Raw genomic sequence first — 13213 nt, 5'->3', positions numbered from 1 at the left:
GCCTACATCAATTTTTGTTGCAAAAATTCCAGAAAACAACTGATGCGTCGCGACAACTGGGTGTTGCGGTAATACACGGCGTGGATCGGCTGACGGTAACCGGTGGAATGACTTTCCAGAATTTTCACCAGCCGGCCGGCGGCGATATCGTCCTTCGTCATGAAGTCCGCCAGACAGGCAATACCCTGTCCTTCCAGGGCCAACGCACGCAATGTCTCGCCGCTTGAGGCAAACAGTGATGGGGAAACAGCCAGTGCCTCCCCCCCCTCGTGACGCAGCGGCCACATATTTCCCGATTCGAATTGCAGGAAACCAAGCAGCTGATGCGATGCCAGTTCTTCAGGCGTGCCTGGCGTGCCCTGCTTTTTCAGGTAATCCGGGCTGGCCAGCAGATGCAGCGGACTGGAGCGCAAGGCACGCGCGTGCAACGTGGAATCCTGCAACGGACCGATGCGAATCGCGATATCGGTGCGATGTTCCAGCAGATCGGCCACCTGGTCGTTGCTCGTTAGTTCCAGCGTAATCTGCGGATACAGCGCCCGGAATTCCGCCACGTGCGGCACGATCGCGTGCAGGATGAACGGCGACGCGGCGTCGATCCGCAGGCGTCCACTCGGCTGCTGGCGGCGAATCCGGATTGCTTCTTCGGCTTCATCCATCGACTCCAGAATCGTGCGTGCCTTTTGCAGCAGCACACGACCTTCTTCGGTCAGCTCCATCCTGCGTGTCGTGCGCGCCAGCAGTGAAGTCGCCAGCTTTTCTTCCAGTCGCGCCAGCGCACGGCTGACGGCGGAGGTGGTTTGCCCCAGTTGCGTCGCCGCCGCGCCTAATGTGCCGCTATCGACCACCGCAACGAACAGGCGCAAATCATCCGAATTGATCTCCATTGTTGCCCCTGAAGAAAATATCATTTGATAGTACAGGCATTTTTCTCAACAATAAATGCCTGCATAGTCTGGTCATGCCGATTCGGCCAATCACTTCCAAAGGACAGAACATGAACGTATTCATCACAGGGGCAGCGGGCTATATCGGCGGATCGGTGGCGGCTCGCCTGCTGAAAGAAGGCTACAAGGTACGCGGGCTGGTCCGCACCGCAGAACAGGCGGAGCGCGTGCGCGCCCTCGGCATCGAACCCGTCGTCGGCACACTGGAAGACAGCGACATCCTGTCCCACGAAACAAGGCTGGCTGATGCCGTCATCAATGCCGCCAGTTCGGATCATCGTGCGTCGGTCGAAGCAATGCTGGATGCGCTCGCCGGTTCGGGCAAACCGTTCCTCCACACCAGCGGCTCCAGCGTGATCGGCGACGATGCACGCGGCGAATGGAAATCAGACAAGGTGTTCGCCGAAGACACCCCGTTTGACGTCGCACCTGAAAAAGCTGCACGCGCCTCGCTCGACAAGCTGATCATCGATGCCGCGCAACGCAATGTGCGTTCGGTCATCCTGTGCAACACGATGATTTACGGCACCGGCCTCGGCGCCAGCCCGAACAGCGTGCAGATTCCGCCACTGGTGGCGCAAGCGCAGAAAAGCGGCGTCGCCCGCTACGTCGGCAAGGGCTTCAACGTCTGGTCCAACGTGCACATCAAGGATGTCGTCGAGCTGTATCTGCTGGCTTTGAAAAAAGCGCCCGCCGGCTCGTTCTACTTTGTCGAAAACGGCGAAGCTTCCTATGCCGACATCGTCGCTTCCATCGCCAAACGACTGAAACTCGGCGCACCGCAACCGTGGCCGGTAGAAGAAGCGATCAAGGAATGGGGTTTCGGCCATGCCGTCTATTCGTTCGGCTCCAACAGCCGCGTGACGGCGACCAAGGCGCGCAAGGAACTGGGGTGGCAACCGACGCATACTTCGGTGTTCGACTGGATTGAAAACGACATGCAGCTGGACGCCCCTGTTGTCAATCCACGCTGAAAGACAACTCCGCCCCATCCTGCGGGCTGACGATTCACATCTTCGTCAGTCCGCCAGGAAGAACAGTCAAGGGAGCGAAGAAGACAGGCTTGCCAGTCGCGGCTGCAAAAGCTCCCTTAACGCGATGGTTGCCGGCGACAGCATCAGACGATGCGCGCACACCAGATTCAGTGGTGCCGGCTCGCCTTCGTAATCGTTCATGACGGCAACCAGTCGACCGCTTTTCAGATCGTCGGCCACATCGAGTCCCGATTTATACGCCAGCCCGCGACCTGCGATTGCCCAACGTCGCACCAGGTCTGCATCGTCGCTGATGCGATCGCCCTGCACAACCACACTTTCCGCCTTCTTTTTACCGCAGAACACCCAGCGATCGTGAACGTTGTCACCCAGCACGAAGCGCAGACAATTGTGTTTCTGCAAGTCCGGCAGCGTCCGCGGCGAACCGTGCCGCTTGATGTAGTCGCGCGATGCACACAGGACGCGCCGATTATCTGCTGCCAGCGGCAGCGCGACCATTGTCGAATCCTCCGGCGCACCGTAACGAATCGCGATATCGACCGGCTGACGGTACAGATCCGCCAATCGATCACTGATGCGAATGCGAAAACGGATGGCCGGATGCTTCTCCTGAAATTCGTCCAGCCACGGCAATAACAGGTTACGCCCGATATCCGATGGAATCGACAGGTTCAGGTCGCCGCCGATCACCTCCGAGGCCTGCGCCAGTGTGGCGGCACCCTCTTCCAGTTCCTGCAACACATTGCGTGCATGCGCCAGATAGCGCTCCCCGGCCATCGTCAGTCGCAGGCTGCGCGTCGAACGCACGAACAGCCGCACAGCCAGCACCGCCTCCAGCCGCTTCAGCGCTGCACTGGCTGCAGCCGGCGCCATATCCAGCTCACGCGCCGCCGCCGACAACCCGCCGCAATCGGCTGCGTGGACAAACAGCACCAGATCCTCAATTCGCGGTATTTTCATTTTATTTTTGAAAGTGATAGTTGATTAAACGTATTTTTCATAAAGCGAATATAGCGGAAACTGTGTCTCAACGTACTGCAGCGGCGACAAAAAACCCCGGAATGCAGACGGCCCACAACAATACGCACGAAAGGAATCATCATGAAAGCCATCGCCTACAAGAAAGCCCAGCCGATCACCCATCCGGAAGCATTGACCGATGTGACGCTGCCCGATCCGGTTGCCAGCGGTCGCGATCTGCTGGTCGAGGTCAAGGCGATTTCCGTCAACCCGGTGGACATCAAGGTGCGTTCCGGCGTCAATCCGCCGGATGGAGAAATGAAGGTAATCGGCTGGGACGCGGCCGGCATCGTGCGTGCGGTCGGCAGCGACGTCAGCCTGTTCAAGCCGGGCGACAAGGTGTTCTACGCCGGCTCGATCACCCGTGCCGGCAGCAATAGCGAACTGCATCTGGTCGATGAACGCATCGTCGGTCACATGCCCGGCTCGCTTGAGTTCGGCAAAGCCGCCGCGTTGCCGCTGACCTCCATCACGGCGTGGGAATTGCTGTTCGAACGACTTGGCGTCACCAAAGGCAGCGGCACCAACGATGCCATCCTGATCATCGGCGCGTCGGGCGGCGTCGGTTCCATTCTCGTGCAGCTTGCCCGCAAACTGACCGGCCTGACCGTGATCGGTACGGCCTCGCGTGAAGAAACCCGGCAATGGGTACGCAACCTGGGTGCACATCACGTGATCGATCATTCAAAACCATTGAGCGATGAACTGAAAGCGATCGGCATCGACAATGTGAAGTACATCGCGAGCCTGAACCAGACGGAGCATCACTATGCAGAAATCGTCAAGGCGGTTGCGCCGCAGGGAAAGATCGCCATCGTCGACGATCCATCGACACTGGACGTCGTGCCGCTCAAGCGCAAGAGCGCTTCGGTACACTGGGAATTCATGTTTGCCCGCTCGATGCATGAAACGGACGATATGCAGAAGCAACACGAATTGCTGGATGAAGTTGCCCGCCTGATCGACGCCGGCACCATCAAGACCACGGCGGCAGAGAACTTCGGCACGATCAACGCAACCAACTTGCGTCGTGCGCACGCATTGATCGAAAGCAACCGCAGTATCGGCAAGATCGTCCTCGAAGGTTTCTGAGCAATCTTTGATCTAACCGCTTCAAGTTAAGGAGAACAGCATGAACAGGAAACTCATTGCAGCCGGCGCCATGTTCGCTACCGCGCTCTGGTTGCAGACAACCGCATTCGCGGCGCAAACGACGCCAACCATCGGCACCATCGAGACTGTCGCCACGTTCCACGACGCCATGCCGACCGGTGTTACCGTCGCACCGAACGGCCGCATTTTCGTCAACTATCCGCGCTGGGGCGACGATGTGCCGTTCACCGTGGCCGAGATTGTCGATGGCAAGGCCGTCGCTTATCCAAGTGCACAATTCAACCGTGCCGATCCGGCGCGTCCTGCCGACAGTCTGATCAGCGTACAAAGCGTGGTAGCCGATGCAAGGAATCGCCTGTGGATTCTGGATACGGCAGCACCCGGCTTTCAGACACCGATCGATGGCGGCGCCAAACTGGTCGCGGTTGATCTGGCGACCAACACGATTGTGAAAACCATCGTGTTCGACGTGCAGACCATATTGCCGACAACGTATATCAACGATGTTCGCTTTGACCTGCGTCAAGGTGCGGAAGGCGTCGCCTACATTACCGACTCGTCGACACGCGGCCCCGGCGGCATCATCGTCGTCGACCTCGCGACCGGCAAATCGATGCGTCGTTTGACCAACCATCCTTCGACTGCTGCCGAGAAAGACTTCGTGCCGGTCATCGACGGCCAGAAGTTGATGAACCGTCCTGCCGGCGGGCAAACGTCGAATCTGCAGGTTGCGTCCGACGGCATTGCCCTGTCAGCCGACGGCAAGACCTTGTATTACTGCGCACTGTCGAGTCGCCGCATGTATTCCGTACCGACTGCGGCGTTGCGCGATGCATCAGTCACCGACTCCGATGTCGCAAAGCAGGTGAAAGACCTGGGATTGAAAGGCGCGTCAGATGGAATGGAAGCGGATGATGCTGGTCGCATCTATGCCGGCGACTACGAACATCACAGCATCCGTCGATACGACGGCAAGCAATGGACCACCATCGCACAATCGCCGGAAATCCTGTGGCCTGACACATTATCGATCGGCACCGACGGCTATCTGTATTTCACCGCCAACCAGCTTGATCGCCAGGCCGGCTTTCATCAAGGCAAGGACATGCGGCAAAAACCGTACAAGCTGATGCGCATCAAGATCGATGCCGGACCGGTTCTGCTGAAGTAAGACGACCATAAAAAAACGGCGCCCTTTCTCGCAGGGCGCCGTTTTTTTTAACGAAGGATCGACTGCGTTGAAAATCAACCGTGCGTCAATTGCGGCGCGCGTTGTGCAGGCAACAGCGTCATATCACCCGTCGCGTTCAAACGAAACACGCTAACCGCCTGCACAAGTTGTCCCGCCTGGTCCTGCAATGCTTCCGCGGCGGCAGCGGCCTGCTCCACCAACGCCGCATTCTGCTGCGTGACCTGATCCATCTGCGTAATCGCACGATTGACCTCCTCAATGCCGCTGCGCTGTTCATTGGTCGCTGCGGTGATTTCGCTCATGATGTCGGTCACGCGCTGCACTGACGTCATGATTTCCTGCATTGTCGCCCCTGCATCGTCCACCAGTTGGCTGCCTGCATCGACACGCTGCACGGAATCGTCGATCAGCTCCTTGATCTCCTTCGCCGCACTGGCGGAACGCTGCGCCAGGCTACGCACCTCTGCCGCCACCACGGCAAAACCACGGCCCTGTTCACCTGCGCGTGCCGCTTCGACGGCCGCATTCAACGCGAGAATGTTGGTCTGGAACGCAATGCCGTCGATGACGGTAATGATGTCTACCACCTTGCGTGAACTGTCGCGAATCGATCCCATCGTCTCGACAACCTGGTTCACCACTTTTCCGCCGCGCGTTGCTGCTTCGGAAGCCGAACCGGCCAGCTGGTTCGCCTGCTGCGCGTTGTCGGCGTTCTGCCGTACGGTGGAGGTCAATTCCTCCATGGAAGATGCGGTTTCTTCCAGCGAGCTGGCCTGTTCTTCGGTACGTGAAGACAGGTCGAGATTACCGGTGGCGATTTCGCGCGCCGCCACATTGATCGCTTCCGATGAACGGCGCACGTTGCCAACCACCGCCGCCAATCCGCCGCCGACGCTATCGATGCCGTGCAGCAGTTTGCCGATATCATCAACGCGATGCGTGTTCGAACTGACGGTCAGATCGCCCGCTTCCAGCCGCGCCGCGATCGCGATGGTCTGCTGCAGCGGCAGGCTGACCATGCGACGGATCGTCCAGTACAGCAACGCCGCAATCAGCAACAGGATGACGGCGCCGGCGATGGCGTAATTGTTGCGCATCGCGACAATCTCGCCCTCGGTTTCATCTGCATAGACGCGACCCATTACTTCCCAGCCCCAGTTCGGATATTGCTTGAATGCCAGCAGCACTTCACGCGCCGGCTGATTCGCCGTGGCACCGTCGGCCAGGTTGACGCGAATCAGACCGTCTTTCTGTTCCAGCACATCCTTGATGTAGGCGTGTCCGTCCGCATCCTTCGCATCCAGAAGATTCTGCCCTTCCAGTTCCGGATGCAGCAGCACCTTGCCCTGATCCTTGCCCGGCTTGGCATCGACCACATAGAAATAACCCGACTTGCCGAGCTTGATGGCGCGGATGCGATCCTTCAACTGCTTGAGGTCGTTCGTGATGTTGACACCGACGAACAATGCCCCGATGACGTGTCCCTGCGCATCGTGAATCGGATCATATTGCGTCATGTACTGCTTGCCGAACAACGTCGCGATGCCGACGAATGATTGGCCGGCCTGCAGTCGTGCATAACTTGGATGCGAATGATCGAGCACGGTGCCAAGCGCGCGCTGGCCATCTTCCTTCTTCAGCGATGTCGTGATGCGCACGTAGTCTTCGCCGGTCTTGGCAAAGATCGTCGCGACACCCTGACTCTGCACGGTGAAGCGATCGACCGGTGCGAAATCCAGATTGAGTTCTGTTGACCCGTTCATCAGCACCGGCGCCTTGCGTTCGCCAAGCGTCGTGCTGCGAGTTGTGTCGAGTGAAAAAGGCGCATTGAAATAACTGGCGAACAAACCGGCAAAACGCCCTGTTTCCGCGCGCTTGGCCTGATCGAATACATCAATCAGATCGACGGCAACACGCGACTGTCCTTGCACCTCATCTGCAACCCGCGTATCCATCATCGACATCGTCGAGCGGCCGAAAGCCCAGCCATACAATGCAAACATGATCCCGACCAGCAAAAACACCATCAGGCACAGTTTGCCACCCACACTCCACTCACGAAATTTCGTCATCGCGCACCTTTTTGTTGCCTTCTGCATCAATTGTTTAAGGAAATATATGTTTTCTAAAACATATTTCCAGCAAGCAATATGACGAGAATCAGGCGGGCTGACAATTGAATTTTATGCACGCGTTGGCAGGATGCTACGTTTGCGGTTCGGCGTTTAAAAAACCTTCATGTGTGACCGAAATTACCGCTGCCGGTCATAACCGCGTCATTTTTTCAGTGCACATTCGGCGCTGAACAGGCAGCGGACTGGTTTATCCGGTGCCACAGGATGCGAGAACCTCGCCTCGGCCTTCAACCGGTCGATCGTTCTGGCGATCGACCAGCCTTGATGCGCTCTTGTCAGGGCGACAGGACACCGTCTACTTCAGTGCGCCGAACACCTTGCCCAGAATCGCACTGCCGGTGCCGACCGGATCGGCACGAATGGCTTTTTCCTCTTCGCCGATGATCGTGTACAGACCATCGAGCGCGCGCTGCGTCACGTAGCTTTCAACCGTGGAATTTTCCTTCGTCAGTCCCGATGCGCTTGCCTTGCTCATCAGCGTGTTGTACTGCGCGGACAAACCGTTGCCGTCGGTGATCTTCTTCACGATCGGGAGGAATTTCGTCGTCAATTGCGTTGCAGTTTTCTGCCGAAAGAATTCGGTGACTGAGTTATCGCCGCCGGTCAGAATGTTCTTGGCATCGGTGATCGACATGTTTTTCACTGCATTCAACAGAAGCGGCTTCGCTTCTGCAACAGCCGCCTCCGCTGCATGATTCATGGATACTTCAAGCTCGTCGACCCTTTTGCCCTGGCCCAGCATCTTCAGGATCGGCCTGGCTTTTTCAACAGGGCCAGGTAATCCGATCTTTACCTTGTCGTTGTTCAGAAAACCGTTCTGCACGCCCAGCCTGGAAACGGCCACCGTCGCCCCTTTTTCAAGAGCCGTCTTCACACCGGCAGTTGCATCCTTGCTGCTGAGATCGGACAGCGACACGGCAGCAGCCAGCGATGCCGTGCAAACCAGCGCGACCGCGGCCAGCGTTCTAGGGAAATTGAGCGTCGACATGGTGTCTCCTTTGGCAAATGAACAAACGTTGAGCGCCGCTGCATGTCACTTCAGCGGCGTATTGAAATCCGAATCAAAATCTTCCCGCGCACGAACGAAACTGGCAAAGCGTGGAATGCCGCTGTCGTTGAATCCGCGATAACGGTACGTGACCCAGCTGCCGACCGACGGCGGCATTACGCGTTCCGCGTCGGTGAAGCCGCTGCCCAGCTTGAAGCGTACGCCATTCGGCATTTCGACCAGCAAGGCGCCCATTCGACCTTCATGCCGTCCCTTGCCCGCCAAATGGGCGACGACACGTGCTTCGGCATCATCGTGCAACTTGACCTTCAACAGGTCGTCGCTGCGTTCAGCCCGATAAAGCGACCCGCCGCGATGCAGCATCAATCCTTCGCCACCGGCTTTGACGACGGCCTGCAATCGTTTCTGCAATGACTGATGATCGCGCACCTTTTCCTGCGCCACAACCTGCACCCAGCCTTGACCGATTCCGGCGATCGTTTCGCGCAATGCCGGCAGACGCCGATCGAAAATACCGCCGTGCGCCGGCAGGTCGAACACCATGAAGTGCATCCTGCGCCACGCCGCGTCGTCCGGCTGCAGTGTGCGCGCTGTTGAGACCGCTTCGCCGAAACGTCCGCGACCGACCCACAACTCACCGTCCATCGGCGTCTTCGGCCAGCCCGCAATGAACCAGGCAGGTGGATTGATCGTCTCGCCGCCGCGCGTCAGCAATCGTTCGCCATCCCAGTATGCGCGCAGTCCATCATATTTTTCGCTGACCCAGTAGTCGGTGAGATCGATGCCGCGGTGATAGCTGTTCGCCAGCATGACCGGTGCACGCGCCGTCTGCACGGACTCCGCCCATGCGATCGTTGCCATGCAATGAAGCAACAGAATCGGCAGCAGAGGCTTCCACAGAAAAAACGACATCGTCCTGAATGGGCGCATCAAGGCCTTTCATGTTTTCGAAAATATCATTGCATGATAGCGGTTCCCGCCTGCAACATATCAACTGTTCTTTACAGGTCTTTTCATGCGAGCTTTTCCCATAACGCAGACACTTCCGACAGCGCTTTCCGGCCTTGTCCTACAGACGATTGTCGTCCCGGCATTGCATGATGAATACTCTCCGTTAGACGACATCCAATCATGGCAACGACCAGCAAACGCGTGTTGTGGAAAGGCGCCATCTCCTTCGGCCTGGTGCACATTCCGATTGCGCTGTATTCAGCGACTGAAGAGCACAGCCTCAACTTCGACTGGCTCGACAAGCGCACGATGGACCCTGTCGGTTACAAACGCGTCAACAAGAAAACCGGCAAGGAAATCTCCAAGGAAAACATCGTCAAGGGCATCGAGGTCGAAGACGGCCATTACGTCATTCTCACGCCGGAAGAAATCGAAGCGGCCTACCCGAAGACCACGCAAACCATCGAGATCGAATCCTTCGTCCCGGCCAATTCGATTCCCTTCCTTTATCTGGAACGCCCCTATTACATCGCGCCGATCAACAAGGGAGCGAAGGTCTATGCGTTGCTGCGGGAAATTCTCAATCGCAGCGGCAAGGTCGGCATTGCCAAGGTCGTGATCCAGACACGCCAGCATCTCGCCGTGCTGATTCCGGCCGGACCGGCACTCGTGCTGAATCTGCTGCGCTGGGGCGACGAGATTCGCACATGGGAAGAACTCGATCTGCCGAAAGAAGGCGTCAAGGCCGCAGGCCTGAGCGACAAGGAAATCAAGATGGGCGAACAACTGGTCGACGACATGAGCGATGAATGGAATCCCGGTGCGTTCACCGATTCTTTCAAGGAGCAAATCCTCCATCTGGTCGAGGAGAAGATCAAGGCCGGCGATACCGAATCCGTCACACAGATCGAACCGCAGGAAAGCGGCGAGTCGGCAAAGATCTACGACCTGACGGAAATGCTGCAACGCAGCCTCAAGGGCGGCAAAAACAAGGGCAAGGCAACCGAGGCTGAAGACGACGAAAAGCCCGCCCGCAAGTTCGCTCCGGTAAAAAAAACGACCGTTCGCAAAGCGACGGCAAAGGCTTCAGCCAAAACCCCCGCGCATGCAGCTAAAAAAGCGGCGCCCAAACGCAAGTCGGCTTGACGATGGCAACTTCCGATTCGCTGAAAACCTACAAGGCCAAACGCAACTTCGGCATCACGTCCGAACCTGCGGAAGGCGGCATGCCGAATACCGAGGCATTGTCTTTCGTCATTCAAAAACACTGGGCATCCCGGCTGCATTACGACTTTCGTCTTGAACTGGATGGCGCGATGAAAAGCTGGGCGGTGCCGAAAGGCCCGAGCTTCGACACGCACGACAAGCGCATGGCCGTTCATGTCGAGGATCATCCGATCGCGTACAACAAATTCGAGGGCACGATTCCCGAAAAACAGTATGGCGCAGGCAAGGTCATCATCTGGGACAAGGGTGTGTGGACACCGCTGACCGATCCGCACGAGGGCTATCGTAAAGGCAATCTGAAGTTCGAGCTGCACGGCCATAAGTTGCGTGGCAAATGGGTATTGGTGCGCATGAAAGCCGGCAAATACGGGAACGAGAAACAGGAACCGTGGTTGCTGATCAAGGAAAAGGATGAATACGCACGCCCCGCCGCCGAATACAGCGTCGTCGATGAAATGCCGGACAGTGTCGCCAAACTGAAAGACAAACCGAACGGTGCGGCCGGTTCTGCAGCGCAGAGTACGCAAAAAATCACAAAAAAAGCGGCCGCAGAAAAAACTGAAAAACCGACTACCGGAAAAACAGTGGCAAAGAAAGCAGCCGCAAAGAAAGCCACCGGCAAGAGCGCGACCTCCAGACGCAAAAACGCCCTGCCAGCCGGCGCCATTGCCGCCGACTTGCCTGCAACGCTCTCTCCGCAACTCGCCACGCTGGTCAACGGCCCGCCAAATGATAGTGAGGAATGGCTGTACGAAATCAAGTTCGACGGGTATCGCATCGTCGCGCGCATTGATGGCAGCGACATCCGGCTCGTCACGCGCAATGGCAATGACTGGACCGCCAAGCTGCCGACGCTGGTTGCCGCGTTGCGCAAGATGAAACTCAAGCCCTGCTGGCTGGACGGCGAAATTGTTGTGGCGGACGAAAACGGCGTGCCCGATTTTCAGATGCTGCAAAACGCATTCGATGCGTCGAAGACGCAGCAGATTGCCTATTACGTTTTCGATCTGCCGTTTTACGATGGGTACGATCTGCGCAAGACAACGCTTGAAGAGCGGCGCAGATTGTTGCAGACACTGATGACCAAAACGCCATCCGATCTTGTTCGGTACAGCGACACATTCGATGTTCCTGCCGCAGACATCGTCGCCTCAGCCTGCCGGATGGGACTGGAAGGCGTGATCGGCAAGCGCCGGAATTCCCATTACGCCGCGCGCCGTTCGCCCGACTGGATCAAGCTTAAATGCGGTCAGCGTCAGGAGTTCGTCATCGGCGGCTATACCGATCCGCAAGGCGCCCGCACTGGCTTCGGTTCGTTACTACTTGGCGTACATGACGACAAAGGTAAATTGCATTACGCCGGCAACGTCGGCACCGGCTTCAGCGAAAAATCATTGCAGGACCTGAAGAAAAAACTGGACGCGCTGGCAACAGACAAGAGACCCTTCACGCCGGACTCAACCATCGCTCGAAAGGCACATTGGGTCAAACCGCAACTCGTGGCGGAAATTGCGTTCAGCGAATGGACGAATGGCGGCCACGTGCGCCAGGCAGTTTTCCACGGTTTGCGAACGGACAAGAAAGCCACCGCGATCATTCATGAAAAAGCGGTTGCCGTCTCTAAAACCACGGCGACATCTGCGAAGAAGAGCGCGAAGACCGCGGCCGGATCCGTATCGAAAGCCGGTTCGGACACTGATGACGAGACAGCCGGACTGCACGGGACGCTGCCTTCCGGTCTGAAGATCAGCCATCCCGAGCGCGTCGTCGATGAATCGACCGGGCTGACAAAAATCGACCTGATCCGTTACTACGCGCTGGTCGCCCCGCTGATGATGCCGCATCTGAAAGGTCGTCCGACGTCCCTCGTACGCGCACCGGACGGCATCGGTGGCCAACTGTTTTTCCAGAAGCATATGGATGATCGCCTGCCGGGTGTCACCCTGCTCGACCCGGCGCTGGATCCCGATCACGCCTCGCTGATCGAAATCGCCAATCCGACCGGCCTGCTTTCGGCCGCGCAAATGAACGTGATCGAGTTCCATACCTGGAACGGTGTAAAAACCGCCATCGACAAACCGGATCGCATGACGTTCGACCTCGATCCCGGCGAAGGCGTCGAGTGGCCGATCATGCAGGAATCGACGCTGCTGATGCGTTCGTTCCTCGAACAACTTGGTCTCGTCTCGTTCGCAAAAACCAGCGGCGGCAAAGGCATGCACGTCGTCGTACCGCTGAAGAAACGCTACGACTGGGACACGGTCAAGGATTTTTCGCACGCCATCGTCGATCACATGGCACAAGCGCTGCCGATGCGCTTTGTCGCCAAGAGCGGCCCGAAGAATCGTGTCGGCAAGATTTTCATCGATTATCTGCGCAACGGCTTCGGTGCCACCACGGTTGCCGCATGGTCGGTTCGCTCGCGTCCCGGACTCGGCGTCTCCGTTCCCGTTGCATGGGAAGAAGTGGAAAAACTGCATGGCAGCGCGCAATGGCATGTCGCCAACATCCACACGCGGCTCGACAAGGGAAACACCCCGTGGGACGACTATGACGCGTCGGCGCAGAACATCACCGCCGCAATGAAGATGCTCGGCTTCACGCCGTCGAAGAAGAAAAAATAA

Annotated in this window: 10 protein-coding genes; 5 read left to right on the top strand and 5 right to left on the bottom strand. The window is 57.6% G+C overall.

Going from position 1 to position 13213, the window contains the following annotated elements:
• Nucleotides 1-2: 2 nt before the first annotated feature.
• A complete protein-coding gene (locus VN114_RS02030) occupies nucleotides 3-887 on the bottom strand; it encodes a LysR family transcriptional regulator (protein ID WP_325511464.1) in 885 nt (294 codons plus the stop codon).
• 110 nt (nucleotides 888-997) lie between these two features.
• Between VN114_RS02030 and VN114_RS02025 the strand changes: the two genes are divergently transcribed.
• Nucleotides 998-1921 carry an NAD-dependent epimerase/dehydratase family protein gene (locus VN114_RS02025; RefSeq protein WP_325511462.1) on the top strand — a complete coding sequence of 308 codons (924 nt, stop codon included), beginning with the start codon at nucleotides 998-1000 and terminating at the stop codon, nucleotides 1919-1921.
• 66 nt (nucleotides 1922-1987) lie between these two features.
• Here VN114_RS02025 and VN114_RS02020 read toward each other — a convergent pair whose 3' ends face one another.
• Nucleotides 1988-2896 carry a LysR family transcriptional regulator gene (locus tag VN114_RS02020; protein ID WP_325511466.1) on the bottom strand — a complete coding sequence of 303 codons (909 nt, stop codon included), beginning with the start codon at nucleotides 2894-2896 and terminating at the stop codon, nucleotides 1988-1990.
• 147 nt (nucleotides 2897-3043) lie between these two features.
• Between VN114_RS02020 and VN114_RS02015 the strand changes: the two genes are divergently transcribed.
• Complete coding sequence (locus VN114_RS02015) at nucleotides 3044-4054, top strand: zinc-binding alcohol dehydrogenase family protein (protein ID WP_325511460.1); 1011 nt, start codon at nucleotides 3044-3046, stop codon at nucleotides 4052-4054.
• Between the two features lie 40 nt (nucleotides 4055-4094).
• A complete protein-coding gene (locus VN114_RS02010) occupies nucleotides 4095-5246 on the top strand; it encodes an L-dopachrome tautomerase-related protein (protein WP_325511458.1) in 1152 nt (383 codons plus the stop codon).
• 74 nt (nucleotides 5247-5320) lie between these two features.
• Here VN114_RS02010 and VN114_RS02005 read toward each other — a convergent pair whose 3' ends face one another.
• From VN114_RS02005 to VN114_RS01995, 3 genes are all read right to left on the bottom strand, one after another.
• Nucleotides 5321-7339 carry a methyl-accepting chemotaxis protein gene (locus VN114_RS02005; protein WP_325511456.1) on the bottom strand — a complete coding sequence of 673 codons (2019 nt, stop codon included), beginning with the start codon at nucleotides 7337-7339 and terminating at the stop codon, nucleotides 5321-5323.
• Between the two features lie 358 nt (nucleotides 7340-7697).
• Nucleotides 7698-8390: a DUF4197 domain-containing protein gene (locus VN114_RS02000; protein ID WP_325511454.1), complete on the bottom strand. Its 693-nt coding sequence runs from the start codon at nucleotides 8388-8390 to the stop codon at nucleotides 7698-7700.
• Nucleotides 8391-8435: 45 nt separating this feature from the next.
• Nucleotides 8436-9272 (bottom strand): DNA ligase, encoded by an 837-nt coding sequence (locus VN114_RS01995; protein WP_325511452.1) that lies wholly within the window; start codon nucleotides 9270-9272, stop codon nucleotides 8436-8438.
• 270 nt (nucleotides 9273-9542) lie between these two features.
• On the opposite strand from VN114_RS01995, the gene VN114_RS01990 reads away from it, so the two are divergent.
• Both VN114_RS01990 and ligD read left to right on the top strand, forming a co-directional pair.
• A complete protein-coding gene (locus VN114_RS01990) occupies nucleotides 9543-10508 on the top strand; it encodes a Ku protein (RefSeq protein ID WP_325511450.1) in 966 nt (321 codons plus the stop codon).
• 2 nt (nucleotides 10509-10510) lie between these two features.
• Entirely contained in the window at nucleotides 10511-13213 is a 2703-nt protein-coding gene (ligD, locus tag VN114_RS01985) for a DNA ligase D (protein ID WP_325511448.1), read from the top strand.

It is taken from the genome of Oxalicibacterium sp., from assembly GCF_035565035.1.
Classification (GTDB): Bacteria; Pseudomonadota; Gammaproteobacteria; order Burkholderiales; family Burkholderiaceae_D; genus Oxalicibacterium.
Note: the sequence above shows the minus strand (reverse complement) of the source record. Positions and strands in the feature narration are given on the sequence as shown.